Below are 22,116 nucleotides of genomic sequence, written 5' to 3' on the forward strand. Positions count from 1 at the left end.
AAACTTTACGAAAATGTAAAATTAATAATGGTGTATCCACTGTGCAGAGAATTCCGTTCCGTGTTACAACAATCCCAATAAGTTCTTAGTATATGAGGGAGGTGAATCCCCATTCTGAAAAATTAATATCTTTACTCCTGCTTTGCTTCAACTGCTGGCTTTTCAGTAAAAGTTAGGTTGATGCGTATGACCTTTGCCTTCCCCGTGCCAGATCCATCAGGCACCGTGCAGGCAATGACAGTATCACTCCATGAAGATATCGCGGCAGGTATGCCGTTGAATGTAACACTTCCCTCCGTAGCACCGAAATGACTTCCTGTAATCGTAACAGTTGCTCCGATACTTCCGAATACGGGTGATATCCCGGTAACGACAGGGGGGAGATTGGCAGGATAGTTTAGGTTAAGCGCATTATTCGCGTTTATCCTGCCTCCCGTTATGGTCTTTCCCGATGGCACCGTTGACGGCAGGTCAACGGTGGAAAACATAATATCCCTTACATCCGCATACGTTGCCGATGGATAATACCCGAAGATTAAAGATGCAAGCCCGGAGGTATACGCAACCGACATCGAGACGCCGCCTGCGGTCGTATAGCTGTTATTTAATATGGTAGTCCTTATATTTTCCGTCGGTGCAAATACATCAACTGTGGACGCTCCAAAGCTGCTATAACTGACCATCGAATCTTTGGCGTCTGTGCCCGCAACGCTGATTACATTGTCCTGCGGATAGCTTGCAGGGTAGTAAGAAGATACATCTGTATCCCTTGATAAGTTTCCGGCTCCTCCTACAAAGAGGATATCATTGTCCCGGAGTTCATCGATAGCGTTGGAAAGTGCCTGTGAATAGGGGCCTCCGCCCCAACTGTTATTGAGTACCTTTATATTTACATTATGATTCTTTTTCATATCAATGGCATAATTTAAACATTCAAGGGCGGTCGCCAACTGGCCTTCTCCCCTGCGTATAAACTTTAGTGCCATGAGTTCCACATTAAAATTCACACCGACGATCCCCTTTCCATTTCCCTCGACGGCGCCGATTACCCCTGCCACAGCGGTTCCGTGTCCACCCTGTATATCGCTTGCATCATCCATGGGGTCGCCACTGCCCGTCTCGTTATCGGTAGTGTTTATTCCATGGATATCATCAATATATCCATTATTATCGTCGTCTATGTTATTCCCCGCAATTTCACCGGGGTTTGTCCACATGTTGTCTGCCAGATCCTCGTGGGTATATTCGATACCTGAATCCACCACCCCGACAACTATCTTCGGATTGGGGGAAGTGTCTCCGTTAAAGGTGTCCCATGCCTCAACGGCGTCTATATCCGCATCTGCAGTTCCCCCCGTTTGTCCGGTATTGTGCAATGCCCATAATGATGAGAAATTCGTATCCATTGGAATGTAATCTTCATAATAGATAAAGTTCGGTTCGGCATATTCCACATTCGGGTTTTTTTCGTACACCTTTGCAAAATCATGAACGTCGCTGCCTTCGGGCAGTTTCATGTGGCTTAAGCCAAATGCTTTAAATGAGGTTATTTCCTTAGCATCAAGGGCTTCGTTCACAGCATCAATCGCCTGTTGCGGGACATTTTTATTAAATTTTACAATTAATTCTCCCTCGACATACTCAAACGCATCACGGTAAGGGTCGTCAGGGGTGCTTTCTCCATAAGAAGTCTTCCCAGTACTGCTCAACTGCAATACCGTAATTGCAAAAAGAAGTGAAAGTATCAGCAAAATTCCATTCCTTTTTGCTCTCTGAAATAGTGTAAAGATATTATTTTTCATTTCATTTCTCCTCGATAAAAAAGACACAGGATACAGGATATCATCAATAAGATATAATTATATAGTCTCACACATAATTTATATTTTCAATGCCCACAAATGAGACCACCCAAATGGGGGTATAATAAAATCCTAAAGGTTCATATTGTCATCAAAAGAACACATATTTTGCAGGGTTAAAGCCCGCCATTCTCCACACGGCGAAACGCATGGGGTTAATGGCTGGCGGGATTTTTCAAAAAACTAAAATGTTACAATATTTTTTATTTTGGTTTTTATTTCGGTAAAATAAAAAGACCCAAGACAAGTTTTGTGCTTGCCTTGGGTCTTCGGTTTTATTAAACGCAGGTTAAATTTCTAACGCAAAATCAATTCGGTTTTATTAAACGCAGGTTAAATTTCTAACGCAAAATCAATAAAGTATTATCATTTTAAAAAAGAAAACACCAATTCATCTACCTAACGTCCCTTTTTGAAAAGAGATACTTTATCGTTTCAACGAAAGCTCTGTAATTTATTTTTACGCCTTTTTAAGGCGGCAACCTGACATTCTTCCTATAAAAAAGAAGACCCATGGCTTTGCGTCCCAATCTCACGATTGGTTTGCCGTTTTTTATACTATTTATCACATCAAATTCATAAGTCAAGAAACAATTTTTTTTCAATTTTCTGAAAAATATTCTTTCCTCCCCCTTTTTTCTGCGTGATCATATAAACCATAAAGAACCGCATCATCATAGGCCCTTGTTATCCTGTTTCCTTCCTGGTCATCGTAAAGAATGTTTTTTATGCGATACGCCGCGTCCGACGTGTTTAGTGCAAAAACAATCAACCCTTGCACTTCTTCTTTTGGTTCCAGTTCAGTGATTTGGAAAGGATCTATGGTCTTGCAGGTATAATTGTCAATCGACAGGATAAATCCATTATTGGTAATTGCCTTAAAATGTGCCGGGTCTACTTTTATTGTCTTGTCCGTCTGGTTTACAAGCCAAACCCTCACAATTGCAGCGTGTTTTCCGGTATTCTTATAAAAAGCATCAGAACCAAAGCCGACTTCTTTCCCATAGTCCACAGAGGTTGAAATGTCTTTAATCACTATACCCAGTGTATCCCCTGTCTTGTAGGTTTTTGCCTTTTCCAGTTGAGCAGTTTGTCCAATTGCGGGTCTGATTGCAAATATAGGTATCGTAAGGTAAACGAGAGCAACAAATAAAATGAAAAATATCACATTAACTTTCACAAAATCTCCCCTATTAATATTTTTTTCGCGAATTTTCCCCAATATCAAGATGCTTGAGGGATAACAGAAACTATCAAAAATTAACTTAGCGTTGCCTTAAGAAACGAGTCCATTGCTTTATATTGTAATCTTTTTCCCTTAGAGCACAATTTACTTTTTACAACAGGAATATCCCACAAGCTCAACAATCAATTCGGAATATGAAGAAAAAAGGGGACCGTTTAGATTTTTGACTTTTTCATCACATGTTTTCTTTGTAGGAAAATTACCATATCATACAATCGTGCAATAAGTTACGGTTTGCTTGACAATCTGAACAGCATGTGTTAGTTTTTATCACTATCAAAAGTAGGGGCGAAGCATTTGCCCGTTTAGGTATGAACTTATTTATGACAATTTACAGCAAATGCTTCGCCCCTACACCGTGCGACAAACATCGCTATTGTTGGAATTTTTCAAAAAACAACATTATTACGCATTAAATAATTGATCAAATAGTTTATTTTTTATAGGAGAGGTATATGGCAGAAGAGTCAAAAAAAGAAGAAGGTTTTGAGTTTCAGGCGGAAATAAAAAAACTACTTAACATACTTTCACATTCTTTATACACGCACAAGGAAATATTCCTGCGGGAACTCATTTCCAATGCGTCAGACGCACTTACGAAGCAGCGCTTTCATTCGCTTACCAATGAAGATTACGAGGGAAAAGAGCTGCCACTCGAAATCAATATTGAGATGGACGAACAAAACAAAACCCTTACCATAATCGATACCGGCATTGGAATGACGAAGGATGAAGTGGTAAAGAACGTGGGAACCATTGCAAAATCAGGGTCACTGGAATTTATTACCAATTTATCCGAGGAGGCAAAAAAAGATTCAAACGTAATCGGACAGTTTGGAGTGGGTTTCTACTCTGTTTTTATGGTTGCCGATGAAGTACGGATCAGAACAAAGTCCTATAAAAAGGGAGAACCTGCTTATGAATGGAGATCTGACGGTACCGGGAAATATTTTCTGCATCAGATTGAAAAGGAAAGGCGCGGTACGGAAATAATCGTCCATTTAAAGGAGGAAGAAAAAGAGTACACTGACAAAACAAGGATTTCCTCCATCATCAGGAAATATTCAAACTTTGTAAGTTTTCCGATAATGGTCTGCGGCGAAAAGGCAAATCAGGTCACCGCCCTGTGGAAAGAGCCAAAAAAAGATGTTACCGCGGAACAATACGAGGAGTTTTACAAATTCATTGCGAACGTTGAAGAAGCGCCTCTTTTCCATTTGCATACCTCCGCCGAGGCGCCTATTCAGTTTTACAGTATACTATATTGCCCGAAGGTAAATTATGAATCTGTTATTTTAAAAAAACTGGAACACGGCATTCAACTGTATTGCAATAAAATCCTCATACAGGCAGACTGCAAGGCGCTTTTGCCGGAATACATGAGATTTATTCGCGGCGTAGTGGACTCTTCCGATATTCCATTGAATATTTCGAGGGAAACATTTCAGGACAACCGGGTTATCCAGAAGATGAAGAACATACTTATCAAACAGGTTCTGGGTCTTTTGCAGGATATCGCAAAAAACGATAAGGAAAAGTATGAAATCTTCTGGAAGCAATTCGGAAGAATATTAAAGGAAGGGGTGCACTTTGATTTTGAGAACAGGGAAACAATTGCGCAATTAATGCGGTTTAATTCTTCGCAGTGCAAAGATGCCGGTGAGCTTGTTTCGCTGGGAGAATACACGGAAAGAATGAAACCCGAACAAAAAGAAATATACTATATTACCGCCGTAAGCCGGGACACTATCGAGAAAAGCCCTCATCTGGAAATATTCCGGAAGAAAGGCGTCGAGGTGTTGTACTTAACCGACCCCAACGATGAATTCCTCCTTTCAGGCCTCGGAGAATTCGAAAAAAGACCCATCCGTTCAGCAGATCAGGCAAATTTAGACGTATTGAAAGATGCCGATAAGGGAATTGTCGATACGTCTTCAGAACCGCAAAACTATGACGCGATATTTAACCATCTTTTAAAGACCATGAAGGTCTGCCTGGCAGACAATGTAACAGACGTCACGGAATCACACCGGTTGAGCGAAAGCCCATGTTGTCTGGTAAGTCCTGATACTTCGCCAAGCGTTCACGTCCAGAAACTCATCCACATGATGGACAAAAATTATCAAATGCCAAAAAAGATTATGGAAATTAACAGAAAAAACAAGATGATTCAAAACCTGGCAAGGATGAACGAGATACCGGACAATCAGCAGATCGTCGGTAAAATAATCACACAGTTATACGAAAACGCGCTGATGCAGGACGGCGTAGTCTTTGACCCCACAGCGATGGTACCACGGGTAAATGAACTCCTTGAAGAATTAACCAATGCAAAACTGGGAGAAGGGAAGAAGATTATTATTTAAACAAGCTTTGCAGTATACGCGTATAGGAATTGTATGGTAGAGACAACACCCTGCCAAATGCAGGAGGAATGAGGTAGTACCGCACTACCGACTACCTAACATGACTTAGCCAGGACCAAACAAGTCTGAGATAAAAAATACGATGCACGAAATCTGAAACAAATTCTAATGACAAAATGATTTGAAATTCTAAACAAGTGCATCTTTTGTATTTCGTGTTTCGGATTCCACAATTAAAGGTACCATACCCAATCAGACTGAAGCCAGTGGTTTCAGTTTGATTGGGTATATACATTATATTTATGCCCTTGGATGGGTTTTATCATACACCTGTTTCAGGCGCTCCGTGGTTACATGGGTGTAAATTTGTGTTGTAGAGAGGCTGCTGTGCCCTAAAAATTCCTGTACCGCCCGCAAGTCTGCGCCGTTATCCAGCAGATGGGTGGCAAAGCTGTGCCGGAAAGTGTGCGGAGAAACGCGAAGATGCATGGCGGCTTTTTTCATGTACTTTTCGATCATTCTTGCAACACTACGTTCTGTAAGACGTCCGTGAAATTTATTTAAAAACAACGCCTCGTTATCCGCCTTTCTTTTCTCCAAATACAATTGTATTGCATTTAAAGCGTGATTTCCAACCGGGAGTATGCGTTCTTTACTTCCCTTGCCACGCACCTTTACTATCCCGCTGTGAAAATCTATGTCCGCAATATTAATTCCCACGAGTTCGCTAACCCGCATACCTGTGCTGTAAAGGGTTTCCATGATTGCTTTATCACGCAAGCCTGATAAATTGCAAGTGTCTGGCTGATTCAGGAGTATCTCTGTGTCGTTAACACTCATAAAACCGGGAAGTTTTTTATCTGTCTTCGGAGTCTTAATCTGTTCGACCGGATTATATTCTAAAATTCCGTGTTGACATAAAAATTTGTACAGAGAACGTATGGAGGCCAGTTTTCTTGCTACAGTAGTTTTGGAAGGATTCTTTTTTTTTAAAAAAGCAAGATACTTCCGTAATTGCAGGCGGGTAACACCGGCAAGGTCTGTACACCCCTCGCCTTTAAGAAATGAAAGATATTGGCCAAGATCGTTTCGGTAAGCCCGCAGTGTTTGCGGCGAATAGTTCCTGTCATTCTCAATATAGGCAAGATATCTGTCGATAAATCTTTGTATGTTATCGTTTGATGGCAACATTTTCATTTCCGTTAAAAAAAATTGTTCGAGATAGCGGCGATGTTAGCAAAGTCAGAATTGAATAACAAGGGCAAAAGTGACGCCGTATTATGTCTGTGAATTGCCTTGACAAAAATTTCCAACCCCCCTAGAATTGCTTTTCCGGTGAAATATCGTGTTGTCACCCGTATTCTGCAATAGCTGCAAAAAATATTACTCATGAGGTTCAAAGATAATTATCATGAAGTTGGATACATGCGTTACTGGCAAAGTTACTGCCTTTGAGGTGAAGGAGGCATGCGCTCCTCTGGAAGCGTTTTGCCGGTTTTTAAAAAACCCAAATGTTTTCTTCCTCGACAGCGCATTGCCTAACGGTGAGATTTCAAGGTATTCCTTCCTTGGTTTTAGCCCGTTTTTAACAATAAAAACGAAACACCATAAAATACTTATAAAAGACAAAGATGGAAGTCAGGAGTGCGAGGGAAGTCCATTTGAATATCTTCGAAAAATATTGAACCGGTATTCTTTGGGAAATATCAGTAATTCCCTGCCTTTTCAGGGTGGGGCTGTAGGATATTTTGGGTATGACCTCTGTCATTACATAGAGAAATTGCCCAATAACTCTGTGGATGACCTTGAATTGCCTGATATATATATGGGGTTTTACGATATTATTATCTCCTATGATAATCTTCTTGAAAAGTGCTTTGTGGTAGTAATTGACTTTGGCATGGATAATACATTGAATGACAGGATAGGGCAGATAACGGAAGTATTGTGCGGAAAATCTGAAGAGCCTGGAGAAATGTTTAATGACCGGGATACGGACAGGGTTGTTGCTACGGAATTAAGGTCTAACTTTACGAAAGACTCCTATATGAAAGCCCTCCGGCAAATAAAAAAGTATATTTCGGCGGGAGATGTGTATCAGGTAAACTTATCACAAAGGATTGAGGCGCGTATAGACATGCCTGCGTATGAATTATACAAAAGATTGCGCAAAATCAACCCTGCTCCGTTTGCATGTTATCTTGGCTTTGATGACGTTTCTATAATCAGCTCTTCTCCGGAAAGATTTCTTCGTGTTTGTAATCGTCAGGTACAAACACGCCCGATAAAAGGCACACGGCCAAGAGGTAAGAACGCATTGGAGGATGAAGAGATGAAACAGGCCTTGCTGTCCAGCCAAAAAGACAATGCGGAGCTTACCATGATAACAGACCTTGAACGTAATGATCTCGGACGGGTCTGCAATTATGGGTCTATTAAGGTCATAGAAGAAAAAGCGTTGGAAACATATCCTACTGTTCATCATCTGGTATCAACGGTAATAGGAGAATTGCACGAGAGATACGACATAATAGACCTGCTCAGGGCGACTTTTCCCGGGGGATCTATTACCGGAGCCCCTAAGATCCGCGCCATGCAAATTATTGATGAACTTGAACCATACCAGAGAAGTGTATATACAGGCTCTATAGGGTATATTGGGTTTAATGGAAATTTAGACCTGAATATTGCAATACGTACCTTTATTATGAAAGGAGAAACAGTGTATTTCCAGGTTGGCAGCGGCATTGTTGCAGACTCTGACGCAGAAGATGAATATGAAGAAACATTGCACAAGGCCAAAGCCTTGATTGAATCACTTAACCCATGCCTGACGCTATCTTCTTAAACGATACAATAGTTGATGCGACGAAAGGTGTTCTCAGCACCTTTGACCGGGGGTTTCTTTACGGTGATGGCCTCTTCGAGACCATTAGGGCGTATAATAAAAACCCCTTTAAACTGGAAGAGCACATAGCCCGCCTTTCAGATTCGGCGCAATTTCTTTGCATACCTTTCCGATACACCTGCGATCAAATAAGGCATATTATCGGTCAGCTTCTTGCAAAAAATCATTTATCCGACACGTATATACGCTTAACACTCTCCCGCGGTTATAATGCCAATGGATTTATCCCCGTGCGCGAGACCAACCCTACTTTTGTAATTCATACAAAACCCTTGGTCCCTTATCCGGCACTATGGTATAAAACAGGGTTAAAACTCATTGTTTCACAGACACGAAAAAATGCCAGTTGTCCTATTTCAAGGCATAAAACACTCAATTATTTAACACATTATCTCATCAGGAAAGAGGCATTGGAAGCGGGGGCGCATGACGCACTGATTTTAACCACAGAAGGCAACGTGGCGGAATGTTCCGTCAGCAATGTTTTTTGTGTGAAAGACCAGGCAGTCTTTACTCCCTCAACTAATGCAAATATTTTGCCGGGCATTACCAGGCGGGTTGTTATTGATTTATGCAAGGAAACCGGCATTCAGTTGACAGAAAAACTCTTTGATCTCCATGAAATAGCCACGGCAGATGAAGTCTTTATTACAAACTCTCTTATGGAGATCATGCCTGTTTCATCAATAAACGGAAATGTCTTCGGAGATGCTCTTCCCGGGGAAATTACCGGAATACTCTCGGCGAAATATAAAATGCTGACTAGCTGAAGACAGCCACGGCAAAACCCCATTTTAGTACTTAATTATTTTATCAATTGCAGTTACGACAATTTGTTGCGGTTGTCTTTTGTTATTTCTTCCTGTCTATTGAGTTGATTGCATAAAATGTCGGTTTAACCGCCACAATAAATTGATTTCTTTGAAATCTTAAAAAAAATCGTAAGTCCCTGTTAAAAAAAAGCTTATTTTTTCAATATATTGTATAACACCGAAAACACAATACAATGTATTGTGTTTTCGCTTGACAATGCCTTTTTTTTTGGTACAAATATCCTTCTATCTGTCTGTGTACTGCACGCAGAAAGATTCAGTATGCTATTGAAGAGGGTTTTTATCGCATTTTTATTTCAGGAATCTTCAAATGAGAGGAGGTGTAGCGGACAAAATAAGAAATTTGTTATTTTGGGGGAGGGGGAATAAGTGAGTTTAAATGTATGGTATGATTGGAAAACGACAAATTCTGGCTATGAACAAAAGAAAGAGGGATAAATGACAACAGCAGTATTAGAAATACCTGAAGCAAAGCATGTTATATGCGATGGAGAAGAGGTACAATTAATAATAGAAGAAAAACTGAGTGCTTTTGATAAGGCGATTGAGCAGCATGACTTCCTGGAAATAGATGGCGATATAGAAGGCGATTCACCGGAAGAACATTCGATAAAGATTATCAACCACAGGGCAGAATGTGCATATTCAATCAGTATCGATGCGGTTATCAGACAAGATTTGGGCTATGTAATAGATTCACTCGAAACAGGAAATACCACGCGCCTTTACGGGATAACAAGAATTGTGGGGTATTACAGCCGTGTATCCAATTGGAATAAATCCAAAATCAGTGAATTACACGACAGGCATACGGGAAGTTATTCTGTATAAGTATTATCCTGGCATTCGCAGGCGTCCCCAAACGGGAAGGAAGTTTAATGACGTTAAGCAAAAGTGTTAAATCTTCCTCTTGAAAGGCATCATTTTTTAAAAACCATTGCGGCAAAGAACGTATTCATGTTCATGTGCTGCAATGGTTTTTTTATTCACAAGATCCTGCCACAGTAGGCATGCTTTTTCAGACAACGTTGGCGGATGGACGAATTCTTACCGTAAGCACGGGGCATGGCGCCTTGCGTACAACCTTTTCCGCCACACTTCCCATCATAACATGGGCGAGGCCGCTCCTGCCGTGAGTACCAATTACAATGATATCCATCTCCAGCTTTTCGCCCTTATTGACAATTTCGTTAAAAGGTATCCCCTTTTCAACAATTGTTTCCACTTCTAACAAATCGGTAGTGCCCTCCGGAAGACTTTTTAACAGATCGGCGTGAATTTTTGCCATCGTTGCCTCATCAAGGTTGTACGGACTAAATTTGTATATTTCCGTATCATATGCACGGGTATCGATTACATGCATAATATACAACTTTGCTTCATCTTTTAATGCCAGAGAAACCGCATATTTTAAAGCAAGGTAAGAACATTCGGAATGATCTATAGGACATAATATATTTTTGAACTTTATCATACACTCTCCTGTTCTGTTTGAAAAAAAGAAGCAACACAAAAAATGAGTAACATTTTCACAAAATGATGTATCATTCACTATTTAAGGCATATACCGTATTACCTTCAGGGACTTTTTGCGTAAAACATCACATGCCAATACCGTCAATAACTGCACCACATTTCGAACACTTTGAATTGGTAATATTATTTTCAAGGATTTGGTAGCCATATCTTTTGATGAGCATTTTATTGCATTGATAACAATACGTATTTTCTCCCCCTTCGCCGGGGACATTGCCTTCGTAAACGTAACGCAGTCCCGCCTCCAAACCAATCGTACGCGCTCTTCTCAATGTTTCAACAGGAGTAGGCGGTGTATCGGGCAACCGGCATCTTGGATAAAAGCGACTAACATGCCAGGGGATTTCAGGTCCTACACTCCTGATAAATCCGGCAATCTGTTTTAATTCCGAGTCGGAGTCATTAATTCCGGGAATGATAAGGGTGGTTATTTCTATCCAGATGCCCAATTCTTTATAAGCACGAATACAATTCAGCACGGGTTCAAGTCTTGCCCCGCAAATCCTCTTATACGTTTCGTCGGAAAAACTTTTCAAATCGATATTTGCCGCATGAAGACAGGGTTGTATAGTTGACAAAGCCTCATACGTCGTGTATCCATTCGTTACGAACACGTTCATAATTGACCTTGAAGAGGCCAATTGTGCAATTTCATACGCATATTCAAAAAAAATAGTGGGCTCTGTATAGGTGTAGGCAATGCTTTTACAGTTATACTCCAGGGCGTCTTCAACAATCTTTTCCGGCGGCACCTCTTTGCCGGGTATCGTGTCTGAATCTTTGGGGAGTTGTGATATTTCATAATTTTGGCAATTAAGACATCTGAAGTTACACCCAGCCGTTGCTACAGAGTAAGAAGTTGACCCAGGATAGAAGTGAAAGAATGGTTTTTTTTCTATCGGGTCTATGTTTTCCGAAATAAGTTTTCCATACACGAGAGAATATAACGTCCCCCCGAAGTTTTGCCTGACATGGCAAATGCCTCTTTTGCCATCAGTAATCACACATGTATGATTACAAAGGTGGCATTTTACCTTACAATCGCCGAGTTTTTCATAAAACATTGCTTCACGCATGTTATATCAACCTCCCATACTTTATTATAGGGAATAAACGACTCTTTGTTTATTTGCAGTGTATATCTTATTACGAAAAAATTTCCAGCGATATTGTTTTTTCTTTATTGTGATAACGAAAAAAAGGCCATTCTTCCCATTTACTTTTTGCATAAGTATAACAAAATACCTGCAATGGCATGAATACAAAATTAAATATAACAAAAGCTCCGCAACTCCGTAACCAAAAAGATTTTAACCATAATACACGAAAGGTTTATACACCGTAATAGTATAATACCGGGAAAAAATGTTTTTGCTCTATCTTAAGGGAAATAATAATTGACATTTATTTTCTTTGTGGTACAGTACCGCCGAATATTTCATCGATTGAAAAAGGCAAACCAACCGCAAGTTTGGGACGCAAAGCCATGGGTCTTAAGCGTGAGTTCTTTATACGTAAAGATTGCCAGGTTGCCGAATTGAGCTGTTCGCACTTTGTGAGAAGGATAAGAATTTTCGGGCCATTCATTACGCTTTCACTATATTGCAGAGATCACAAGCAGATTGTAGCGCATAATACTGAAAATGCTTAAGACTTATAGAAAATTATCGGGAAATCTTAACAAAGTGCTTCTGGTAAACGTGCATTATAATAAAGACCCAAGCCTTTTGCATTACTATGGTTTTGGGTCTTTTTTTTTTGAATAAATAAGGTAAAAAAACAGATTGAGATATACGAACGGTGGCATTTTTTTAACACGAAGATAAGTGATGAGTATATTTTTTACGTTTAGGCGCCGATTCGATGTATTTTGTGATGGTGTTGTCTTAAACAACTTTTTTTAATGGGAGAGTACAAATGTTAAAACTTAGAAAGTGGAGGAATGCGGGTTTTACCCTGATTGAGCTGCTGGTGGTAATTGCCATTATCGGCATCCTTGCCGGTATACTGCTGCCGGTGCTTGGTAAGGCGCGTGAATCGGCACGAAAGACGCAATGCGCATCAAATTTGAAACAGATTGGACTGGCGCTGAATATGTTTGCCAATGATAATGGTGAAGCTTTTCCCAATAAGGGTACAGGTATGACTTCCTTGGGACAATTGTTTAATACATATATTACTGACAGAAAAATATTTCGTTGCCCAAGTGATAGTGATGTGACAGAGGATGCCATTTTAGGATTAAAACCTGCAGATACAATTACAACTGCCAATACAACATTTAGCGAGGCTACTTGTAGTTATGGTTATGATGATAATCACACAGCAGCAGATGATCCTGGTGTTGCGCTGGCAGCGGATAAACAAGGAACCTCCACAAGTGGTCTTTCTAGCAATCATAATGAAACCGGGCAAAATGTGCTGTACCTCGATGGTCATGTGGAATGGAAGGGCACTACCACCTGCGGATATTACAATGGTTCAACGTATGATGATATTTATTCCGGTACGGGGAATGGTACTGATACCTACATAGCACCGTAATGATTTTCCGGATTTTTCAGACGAAAAAAGAAAAGGATGCAATATTCTTTTTGAATAGTACCCCCTTTTTTTGTTATAAAGAGAGAACGCTTACCATATTTAAATTGTAGGGGCGAAGCATTTGCCAGTTTGGGTATGCACACATTTGTGACAATTTATGGCAAATGCTTCGCCCCTACTTTAAATTCGATTATCAAGAAAGGAGAAACGATGATACTTAATCCTGAAAAACACCTAAAAGACGCTAAACAAAGATTTTATAATTATATAGAGGAGGACGTTATCCTTTGGCTTAAAGAAAGAGGAATAAAGGCCAAGCCCGATGAGGTTGAATTTGTTTATGGCACAAAGGAACATTTTACTTCCACGGGATATACCGAAGGCTATTTTGCTGAATATTCAACAAAAGGGTGGAATAAGGTACAAGAGAATGAATTATCCGAAGAAGGATTAAAGGAATTAAAAAAAACAGGGGGATTGATCTGGCCAAATGTGTGGTATGCAGTCCGGCTGAAAGAAATAGATGAAATACTCCCAGTGGAATCCGGCGCAATAGAAGAAGCCATTTTAAGCGGTGGAATCCCGGAAAAATACCGGGTTAAACATTAACGGGAAAATCAAAAAACGACAGGATAATACAAAAAATGTAACACTTTAGTTTTTTGAAAAAACACCGGCGGGTTCGTGTTTGCAACCCAATGTCATTAAGTTAAGCAATCTGCCAGAAAAGTCCCCCTTAAACTAGGGGGATAAAGGGGGTTGTTTTTAATCAAATATCCTTAACTTAATGACATTAGTTTGCAACCTGAATCTACGCGTTTATGCGTATAATGGAGCCGTGTACTGCGGTAAAATTCCAATGCCCAAAATCACAAAATCCCTGTTTGGAATGGGAACATTCTCGATTTTTGGTTAACTACTTGTACATTGACCTCAAGCTGGATGCTTATGTTACTATTCTTCTCCTCCCCCGCTAATGGCATTTTACAAAAAATCTGGTATGCTCCCAATATTCGATATTCCTTGTTCTGCGGTTCGGTATTCTCTTTAAAAAAACCGCCGAAGTCCTAATTTATTCGCTGAATAGTTACGATTCTTTTTAATAGCTACCTTTATATCCTTATCCCGTATATGCACACATCCCAACTCTCGGAGAGTTAACCACTGGCAGAAACATCTCCTCGCCGCACGCATGTTTGTCAGCGCACTTATCGCAAAGCCACCCTTCGCCTGAGTAGACACATTGTGAGCAGACTTGCGAAGCCGCCTCCCCGCATTCCATGCATTTTATTGAAGTAGCCTCATTCCTGGCCAGAAGCTGAATGGACTCACCCTTTGTTCCACCTTCCCGTTCAGACACAACTTTTAAAGTAAGATCCGTAGAGGTGCCGAAATCGTATTCATAATAAAATTTCATTCGGGCGACAAGTACCTTCCCCAGCGCAACATACATGTTTTTTCCTTCATGTTCTCCCATCGGACTTCGGGAGTATGTTGTTCCTCCTATTATAAATGCACTTAGGTGACCACAACACTCCAACCAGATATTTCTCAGGAAGCGATCTAAGTCTTCAAGCGTTGCATTCGCTGGTGCGGAAAGATGCATCCAATATTCAGGCGAGTAGCGTCCCTCAACCACAAGATGCAGTATTTTTGTTTTCTGCGGCTTCCGTTTTGCCGGTAATGTTTCCGATTCAACGTTTCTTTGCTTGCACGACGCCAGGTGCTTAGACATTGCCGACTTATCGAAGGTAGCATTGCAAAAACCACACGTTCCCTGCGAAACGGCCTTGTCCATTTTTCAACACCTCCTGATATACACAACAGACTAATAACAACATGAATTCAGTACAAACAGAGTGAATACGCATTACTGAACAAAAATATTAAGAACAATTTCGAATTTCGAAACAACTCCTAACGCATTCGGCCACAAATCGGAAGAGTAGAGGGGGGAGGTCTATTTTGAATTCTATCGGTAAGGGGTGGTTTAGCGGGTGGATGTCACAAGGAGGTGTGGCGCTCCTGCAAACAGGATTAATTATGGCTCTTGGCCTATGTCCTGACGCCCCAGGATTTCTCAACCTCTGTCCTGGTATTTGGACTAGTGATCATCCACCCAGGAAATAGTATACTCATGCATTTTAAAGTGTCAAGTGTCTATTTTTAGATCATTATTTTTCCATCGATGTTTAGTTTTTGAAAACGTGGAGGCGAAGCATTTGCCAGTTTGAGGTAACTATTCAGCGTAATTTACTCCGGAATCAGGGGCTTTATAAATTGTGAAATGATATACCTGTTATCAGCAAGTTTTCGATAGAGAGCAAATAAAACTGATTTTATAACGGGCAGTTTGAATAATACGCTTAATATCCTGTAACCTCTTAAACGGCTAATAATTTCCGGTATTACTTCGTCTCCCGCCAGCGTCTGCCCATCGGGAAATACCAATTGCAAGGATTGCATGCATCGCTCTTCTGCCAGCCAGTGAAAGCGAAGTCTTCGTTCCTCAGACTGACACGGAACGAATTCAAAGATGTCCTTTCTTATTGCATGCAGTTCAATCCACTTCATACTTCCCCGGCATAAACTACATTTATCGTCATAAATTAGCGCAACGTTCTTCATTGCCGGTATCGATATTCTCTATTATAGTATTACCCTGTAAAAACTTCTTTTTTTTGTAAGTTTTTCTTTGTGTCCTTTGTGGTTAAAGGACAGACGCATGGCCGTGCGTCTCTACATTTCGGTTGCGGCCTTGCCGCGAGATGAATCATTATTGTTTCTCCGGAATCTCTATCTCGCATAATCTGATGCCGGATAAATTCGAAATATCTTTCACCGGCAATCTTCCGTCATAGAGGCTTTCCAAAATCGCATTACCGTTATTGTAGACTGTGACGGGAACATCGTTAATATTCCTCTGGAGTAAAAATGTATAATGAAACCTTGTTCTGTCCCCTGCATTTCTTGCCATGACGGCCACGATCCTGTTGTTTCCCTTTCTTAATTTATCTGATGCATCACAAAAACCTCTTTGCTGAAATGTTTCAGCTTTTTTTGTGTCGATAAAAATCAATGCCACTTTGTCGCCTTCGGATATTTCTTTAAGTTCAAACCCCAACCCTTCCAGACCGTCCGCTACAACAATTTTTAAAGGAGTCGTATGGGTAACCCTCTTCGTATCCTCCCATGCATTGGGGTTGTTTAAGAAATAGTCTACAATATTTTCACGTGCATAAGTGTCATTGCTTCCCGGAAAAGAAAGCATCATTATCACCATAAATAAAATTGCCATTTTTAAAAAGCCCATATTTGCCATTTACCTCTTTGCATAAAGTGAATGTTTCCTGATATAGTTTTCCACGCGCTCGGGAACTAAATATTTTATACTCAATCCTTTGCTTAACTTCTTCCTTATTTCCGTTGAAGATATATCCAGAGAAGGAATCTGAACCATTAATTTTTCAATTTCTGCCTTCTTTTCACCGGAAATAGCACTTTTCTTTATTATTTCGCCATTCAGCGTAATGGGAAACCTGTTGACAACGATAAAATGACACATGCAAGAAAGCTCCTCAATATCCTTCCATGTGTTGATTTCATTTATCATATCTGTGCCCAGGATGAGGAATAAATTAGACCCAGGTCCGTATGTCTCCCGGAGTATTTTAATCGTGTCAATGGTGTATGATTTTCCGGGACGCTTTATCTCGATATCCGATACCTCAAAATGCTCATTATCCCCGATTGCTTGTTTTACCATTTCATACCGGTGAAACGAGTCTATCAGGCCGCCTGATTCCTTATGCGGAGAAATCCCTGTGGGGATAAATAGTATTTTGGACAATTTCCTTTGTTGAAATACCTCTTCCGCAACAATTAAATGCCCAATGTGAATCGGATTAAATGACCCACCAAATATGCCTATATTCATCATGTGTTTTTAGCTTGATATTTACAGTGTTTCAATGGTAGAAGTTTGATAACATATAACAAATTAAATATCAGAACTATAGCAATTATTTCTTTGGGATAAAAGCATATTGCATAATTTTAGAGGGGCGGATGTAATTGAAGATTGCATACTTTGATTGTTTTTCGGGCGTTAGCGGAGATATGATCCTCGGGGCATTTGTGGATGCCGGACTCGAAATCCATTTGTTAATAACCGAACTGGAAAAACTCCATCTTCATGGATACGAACTCTCCTGTGAAAAGGTGAAACGCGCCGGTATTGCCGGCACAAAGGTGTATGTGAATATTCCCGAACGGCATGGGCATTCACATACCGCGGGCCACATGCACCATCTTACCTTTCCCGATATTCGTTTGATTATTGAAAAAAGCCGGCTCCATCAACAGATTAAGGATAATGGCATTAAAATATTTCATCGACTTGCTGCTGTTGAAGCAGAGATTCATGGTACTTCTATTGAGGAGGTACATTTTCATGAAGTGGGCGCGATAGACTCAATCGTTGACATTGTTGGTGCTGCCATAGGCCTGCATTTGCTTGGCATTGAAAAACTATATTTCTCACCAGTTCCCACCGGCAGCGGATACATAAAATGCGAACATGGCGTATTGCCGGTTCCCGCTCCCGCAACTGCCGGGCTTCTGAAAAATCAGCTACTGAAATCTGTGGCAATAGAAAAGGAATTAACCACCCCCACCGGCGCTGCGATTGTAACAACCCTGGGAGAAGGGCTTAAGACTATGCCGAAAATGAAGGTACTTACCATCGGTTATGGCGCCGGCAGCAATGATAATCCCGAAGTCCCGAATTTGTTGCGTATAGTAATCGGCGAAGATACGCAACGCCAGGAGTCTGATGAGGTGTGGGTCGTTGAGACCAATATTGATAACATGACGGGGGAGATCATGGGGTATGTAATGGATAGATTATTCAGCGCCGGGGCAGTTGACGCATATTTTACCCCGGTGCAAATGAAAAAAGGAAGGCCCGGAATTATTATCAGCGCGATAGTGCCGGAAAAACACCTTTTGTCCGTAGAGGCGGTCTTGTTTAATCAAACCACCACCTTCGGGATACGAAAATACAAAGCGGTTCGCAGCATATTATCAAGAGAGGTAAAAGAATACGAAAGCTCATTGGGGAAAATAAGGATGAAGATTGGCTCGCTTAACGGCGATATTAAAAATATTTCTCCTGAATATGAAGATTGCAAACGAATAGCGGAAGAAAGGCATATTCCCCTAAAACACGTCTATACTATTATCACCAAAGAACTTGATACATTTAATCACTTTTAGAAAAATGCTACGGGGAATTTCAGGGACAAGAACATCTTTTAATCTTATCATACCGGTTCTTATTATTGTATGTTTGTCACAATTTGTTTACTTAAATACATTATCAAATCAGTTTGTATATGATGATGAATTTATTATTACCAACAACTCCTTCATAAAAACATGGAACAATTTCCCCAAACTTTTCAATAGGGAATATTTTGAATATTCCGGAGAATTAAGCTACAGACCTGTCGCTACGGCTACGTATTTCATTGATCATGCCTTGTGGCGGCTTGCTCCCGCCGGTTATCACTTCACCAACAACTGCTTGCACACATTAAATGCAGCGCTGCTTTTCTTTTTGCTCCTGCATTTGTTCAGACACACGGGGGGCGCATTTGCCGGAGCGCTCCTTTTTGCGTGTCACCCTGTTTTATCCGAAACGGTAAATGCCGTTTGTTTTCGGGAGGATTTATTGGCATGCGCTTTCTTCCTCTCCTCTTTTCTGCTTTATTGTAAAACAAACGCACGTCGTTCGTATTTCCTCTATGCCGCCTCCTTAATATGCTATTTCTTTGGGATATTTTCGAAGGAAATAGCAATTACACTTCCGTTGCTCATTTTTCTCTACGATGTGCTTTTTACCGGAATGTGCAAAAAAAACCTGCATTATTATTCAGGATATGTCTTCGTGACGCTATTTTATCTTATAATCAGATTTGTCTTCCTGCATAATCCTGTGGAATCAACCGTATCATATCCGGAAAACAGTATTTGGGTAAATTGCCTAACAATGTCAAAGGTATGTGCTTATTATATAAAACTTCTTTTTCTTCCGGTAAAGCTTTGTTCAGACTACGTTATCCCACGTTCTTTTTCCCTCCGCGAACCTGCCGTTGCGGTATCATTATTTCTTATCGCCTCTGTTGCAGCCGTTGTTTACAAATTATTTATTCACCATAAGCACCTGGTATTTTCACCGGTATGGTTTTTTATCACGCTGCTGCCGGTTTTAAATATCATACCCATAGAAAATATCATGGCGGAGAGATACCTTTATCTGCCTGCGGTAAGTTTTTGTATACTGTGTGCCGGTTTGATTGCGCACGACAGGCATACGAGTGTTTTTTTTGGAAAACAGTATGTAATTGCCGCCATTTTGAGTGGCACAGTAATATTGTTTTCAATAAAAACTTTAAATAGAAATAAAGTATGGGAAAGCCAGTCTGCCCTATGGGAGAATACGGCAAAGACATCGCCGGACAGCTTTAAGGCGCATAATAATCTGGGGAATTTTTACCGGGACTCTGGCAGGCTGGACGAGGCAATTGACGAATTTCACCATGCGCTGAGACTTTTTGAAAATTACGCGGAAGCGCATAACAATCTCGGCATAACGTACCGGAAAAAAGGCATGCATGAGGAAGCATACAATGAATACCAAAAGGCGTTGCAGCTTAATCCTGATTATCCCGATGTGCATAATAACCTCGGCGTTTTATATACAAAGATAAACAGATCTGACCTGGCAATGGAGGAATTCAAACGAGCCATAAAAAGCAAACAGATGTATTCCGACGCGCATAATAATCTGGGTATACTGTACGCTTATACCGGAGAATTGGACTTAGCCATCGAGTCATTTAAAAATGCGATTTCCAGCAGGCCTGACCATCCTGACGCCTATGCGAACCTTGGAACCGCATATTTAAAAAAGGGTATGTACGATGAGGCGATACAACAATTTCTTAAAGCAATTTCATATGACAACCAATACGTAAAAGCGTATTATTATCTAAGCACAGCATATTGGAATAAGGGACAATATGAGAAAGCCGCGGAAACGTGCAGAAGGATATTGTCTATCGACCCGACTCACGGGGACACGCTGACGTTGCTAAATACAATTGAACAAAGGCAGGGACGGACGCAGACAGCGCAGTAGCATGGAGATTTGGGTTGGTGTGTTACAGACTATTTCCTGAAGAATGCAAAAAGGATGGCCGTTAAGACGCCAACAACGGAAGCGAATTGTCCAATCCAGAATATAAACATCCACTTGATAATTTCCGCTTTTGCCTCGGCGAGATCTTTCTTTGTGGCAACTTCTTCAAGTAAAGCTGCATGGCTTGTTTCCAACGCAGTTTCGATTGCTTCAGCAATCCTGGCTGCCTGTTTTTCATCGAAAACAGAACGCAATGTTTCAAATACTTTTAGTGTATTGATGTATGCCGTGAACAGTCTCCCGTGGTAATTTATACGGATATGTGTGTTTATTTGTCGCGAGAGTAATTTGATTTTAACATTTTATTGTTTTTATACTCAAGGAGCATTTTGTTTCATCTTCTTATTTTTACCGTTTTTTTAAAGGATTTGTATGAACAGGCAAGAAAGAAACGCCGTCAGAAAAAGCCTTAATGTTTCAATCAGGGACGGCATTGCAGCCGCGGCGACATCGGGATTTGGAAACAACTATGTCAACCCCTTTGCCGTTGCCCTTGGCGGGACAAATATCCAGATAGGCGTATTAAATTCCATAATACACTTTATCCCCGCGCTTATGCAGCTTAAGGCAGCGGATATAACCGAATACTTCGGCAGCCGGAAAAAGATCATCGTAATTTCCGTTCTTTTACAGGCCAGCATGCTTATTCCCATTGCCTCCATTCCCTTTTTCCCGAAGCATTTCCGTATGATTGCGCTTATTTGTTTTTGTACCTTCTATATGTCTTTTGAGTCCCTTGCTACCCCTGCATGGGGATCACTTATGGCCAACCTTGTGCCCAAAAAAAGGCTGGGACGGTATTTCAGCAGACGTTCAAGGATTGTCAGCCTTGTCACTTTAGTAACAACATTTTTAGCAGGTTTTTTGCTGGATGTTTTCAATAATCCCTCACTTACTGGTTTTACGATTATATTTTTGCTTGCAATGATTTCCCGGTACATTTCGTGTTACTTTCTCAGCAGAATGTATGAGCCACCTCTGGAAATAAAGCGGGAACATTACTTTTCATTTGTGGATTTTCTAAAAAGATTAAACATTGGAAACTTCGGGAAATATGTGCTCTTTCAAAGTTCTTTTAATTTGTCAGTGCATATAGCATCGCCGTTTTTTGCCGTATATATGCTCCGCAATCTTGGCTTTTCGTACCTTACCTACACAATCGTCATAACAGTAGTACCCCTCGCGGCTATATTATCGATGAGTTACTGGGGACGATACGCCGATACGGCGGGGAATAGGAAGGTGCTTACCCTATGCAGTTTTATTATATCAAGCCTTCCTGCATGGTGGCTTATTTCGCATGATGTATTTTTTCTGATAGGGATTCAGGCGTTATCGGGATTTTTCTGGGGCGGTTTTAATTTATGTTCTTCAAATTTTATCTACGAATCGGCAATCCCGGAAAAACGCACTCGTTGCATTTCATACTTTAATACCATAAACGGTTTTGCAATATGCCTTGGAAACTTACTTGGCGGTTTTCTCGCAGTACATTTACCGCCGGTCTTCGGCCACCGATTGCTTGCCGTCTTTGCAATATCAGCTTTTCTGAGATTC

The 22,116-nt window shown here is 40.7% G+C and carries 20 protein-coding genes and 2 riboswitches; of the genes, 10 read left to right on the forward strand and 10 right to left on the reverse strand.

Going from position 1 to position 22,116, the window contains the following annotated elements; all coding sequences use genetic code 11:
* Positions 1-131: 131 nt before the first annotated feature.
* Together QZT26_RS09720 and QZT26_RS09725 are read right to left on the reverse strand one after the other, a co-directional pair.
* The gene (locus QZT26_RS09720) at positions 132-1,802 is read right to left on the reverse strand and encodes a S8 family serine peptidase (protein ID WP_295101871.1); all 1,671 of its coding nucleotides are present in this window, start codon (positions 1,800-1,802) and stop codon (positions 132-134) included.
* 534 nt (positions 1,803-2,336) lie between these two features.
* Positions 2,337-2,420, reverse strand: a riboswitch (cyclic di-GMP riboswitch).
* 43 nt (positions 2,421-2,463) lie between these two features.
* Positions 2,464-3,042 (reverse strand): DUF4352 domain-containing protein, encoded by a 579-nt coding sequence (locus QZT26_RS09725; RefSeq protein ID WP_295101872.1) that lies wholly within the window; start codon positions 3,040-3,042, stop codon positions 2,464-2,466.
* A 521-nt stretch (positions 3,043-3,563) separates the two neighbouring features.
* On the opposite strand from QZT26_RS09725, the gene htpG reads away from it, so the two are divergent.
* Positions 3,564-5,474 (forward strand): molecular chaperone HtpG, encoded by a 1,911-nt coding sequence (htpG, locus tag QZT26_RS09730; RefSeq protein WP_164994488.1) that lies wholly within the window; start codon positions 3,564-3,566, stop codon positions 5,472-5,474.
* Between the two features lie 300 nt (positions 5,475-5,774).
* Here the strand turns inward: htpG and xerC are convergent, their stop codons facing one another.
* Complete coding sequence (gene xerC, locus QZT26_RS09735) at positions 5,775-6,665, reverse strand: tyrosine recombinase XerC (RefSeq protein WP_230405732.1); 891 nt, start codon at positions 6,663-6,665, stop codon at positions 5,775-5,777.
* 220 nt (positions 6,666-6,885) lie between these two features.
* Here xerC and pabB point away from each other — a divergent pair, with 220 nt between their 5' ends.
* From pabB to QZT26_RS09750, 3 genes are all read left to right on the forward strand, one after another.
* A complete protein-coding gene (gene pabB, locus QZT26_RS09740) occupies positions 6,886-8,322 on the forward strand; it encodes an aminodeoxychorismate synthase component I (RefSeq protein WP_211436022.1) in 1,437 nt (478 codons plus the stop codon).
* Positions 8,301-9,152: an aminodeoxychorismate lyase gene (gene pabC, locus QZT26_RS09745; protein ID WP_164994487.1), complete on the forward strand. Its 852-nt coding sequence runs from the start codon at positions 8,301-8,303 to the stop codon at positions 9,150-9,152. Before pabB ends, pabC begins: the two co-directional genes overlap by 22 nt.
* 501 nt (positions 9,153-9,653) lie before the next feature.
* Complete coding sequence (locus QZT26_RS09750; protein ID WP_099324803.1) at positions 9,654-10,046, forward strand: anaerobic ribonucleoside-triphosphate reductase; 393 nt, start codon at positions 9,654-9,656, stop codon at positions 10,044-10,046.
* 187 nt (positions 10,047-10,233) lie between these two features.
* On the opposite strand, the gene QZT26_RS09755 is transcribed toward QZT26_RS09750, so the two are convergent.
* Together QZT26_RS09755 and amrS are read right to left on the reverse strand one after the other, a co-directional pair.
* Positions 10,234-10,689 (reverse strand): universal stress protein, encoded by a 456-nt coding sequence (locus QZT26_RS09755; protein WP_164994486.1) that lies wholly within the window; start codon positions 10,687-10,689, stop codon positions 10,234-10,236.
* Positions 10,690-10,816: 127 nt separating this feature from the next.
* Positions 10,817-11,827, reverse strand: coding sequence for an AmmeMemoRadiSam system radical SAM enzyme (gene amrS / locus QZT26_RS09760; RefSeq protein WP_099324805.1), 1,011 nt, complete (start codon positions 11,825-11,827; stop codon positions 10,817-10,819).
* A gap of 367 nt (positions 11,828-12,194) precedes the next feature.
* Positions 12,195-12,288, forward strand: a riboswitch (cyclic di-GMP riboswitch).
* A 380-nt stretch (positions 12,289-12,668) separates the two neighbouring features.
* Here amrS and QZT26_RS09765 point away from each other — a divergent pair.
* Positions 12,669-13,295: a type II secretion system protein gene (locus QZT26_RS09765; protein WP_164994485.1), complete on the forward strand. Its 627-nt coding sequence runs from the start codon at positions 12,669-12,671 to the stop codon at positions 13,293-13,295.
* Positions 13,296-13,505: 210 nt separating this feature from the next.
* Positions 13,506-13,904: a hypothetical protein gene (locus QZT26_RS09770; protein WP_164994484.1), complete on the forward strand. Its 399-nt coding sequence runs from the start codon at positions 13,506-13,508 to the stop codon at positions 13,902-13,904.
* 511 nt (positions 13,905-14,415) lie between these two features.
* Here QZT26_RS09770 and QZT26_RS09775 read toward each other — a convergent pair.
* Positions 14,416-15,093 carry a plasmid pRiA4b ORF-3 family protein gene (locus QZT26_RS09775; RefSeq protein ID WP_164994480.1) on the reverse strand — a complete coding sequence of 226 codons (678 nt, stop codon included), beginning with the start codon at positions 15,091-15,093 and terminating at the stop codon, positions 14,416-14,418.
* A gap of 167 nt (positions 15,094-15,260) precedes the next feature.
* Between QZT26_RS09775 and QZT26_RS09780 the strand changes: the two genes are divergently transcribed.
* Positions 15,261-15,425 carry a hypothetical protein gene (locus QZT26_RS09780; RefSeq protein ID WP_169702976.1) on the forward strand — a complete coding sequence of 55 codons (165 nt, stop codon included), beginning with the start codon at positions 15,261-15,263 and terminating at the stop codon, positions 15,423-15,425.
* A gap of 123 nt (positions 15,426-15,548) precedes the next feature.
* On the opposite strand, the gene QZT26_RS09785 is transcribed toward QZT26_RS09780, so the two are convergent.
* The 3 genes from QZT26_RS09785 to nadD all read right to left on the reverse strand — a co-directional run bounded on the left by QZT26_RS09785 (position 15,549) and on the right by nadD (position 17,235).
* Positions 15,549-15,923 carry a DUF393 domain-containing protein gene (locus QZT26_RS09785; protein WP_261341678.1) on the reverse strand — a complete coding sequence of 125 codons (375 nt, stop codon included), beginning with the start codon at positions 15,921-15,923 and terminating at the stop codon, positions 15,549-15,551.
* A 148-nt stretch (positions 15,924-16,071) separates the two neighbouring features.
* Positions 16,072-16,593, reverse strand: a complete 522-nt coding sequence (locus QZT26_RS09790) for a hypothetical protein (RefSeq protein WP_295101878.1) — start codon at positions 16,591-16,593, stop codon at positions 16,072-16,074.
* A 24-nt stretch (positions 16,594-16,617) separates the two neighbouring features.
* Positions 16,618-17,235, reverse strand: coding sequence for a nicotinate-nucleotide adenylyltransferase (gene nadD, locus QZT26_RS09795; protein ID WP_099324814.1), 618 nt, complete (start codon positions 17,233-17,235; stop codon positions 16,618-16,620).
* Between the two features lie 134 nt (positions 17,236-17,369).
* Here nadD and larC point away from each other — a divergent pair, with 134 nt between their 5' ends.
* Together larC and QZT26_RS09805 are read left to right on the forward strand one after the other, a co-directional pair.
* A complete protein-coding gene (gene larC, locus QZT26_RS09800; protein ID WP_164994477.1) occupies positions 17,370-18,572 on the forward strand; it encodes a nickel pincer cofactor biosynthesis protein LarC in 1,203 nt (400 codons plus the stop codon).
* 4 nt (positions 18,573-18,576) lie between these two features.
* Entirely contained in the window at positions 18,577-20,499 is a 1,923-nt protein-coding gene (locus QZT26_RS09805) for a tetratricopeptide repeat protein (RefSeq protein ID WP_164994476.1), read from the forward strand.
* Positions 20,500-20,528: 29 nt separating this feature from the next.
* Here QZT26_RS09805 and QZT26_RS09810 read toward each other — a convergent pair whose 3' ends face one another.
* Positions 20,529-20,753 (reverse strand): hypothetical protein, encoded by a 225-nt coding sequence (locus QZT26_RS09810; protein ID WP_099324817.1) that lies wholly within the window; start codon positions 20,751-20,753, stop codon positions 20,529-20,531.
* Between the two features lie 178 nt (positions 20,754-20,931).
* On the opposite strand from QZT26_RS09810, the gene QZT26_RS09815 reads away from it, so the two are divergent.
* On the forward strand, positions 20,932-22,116 hold a 1,185-nt coding region (locus tag QZT26_RS09815), incomplete at its 3' end, for an MFS transporter (RefSeq protein ID WP_295101880.1).

This window comes from uncultured Candidatus Kuenenia sp. (assembly GCF_900696675.1).
GTDB lineage: Bacteria > Planctomycetota > Brocadiia > Brocadiales > Brocadiaceae > Kuenenia > Kuenenia stuttgartiensis_A.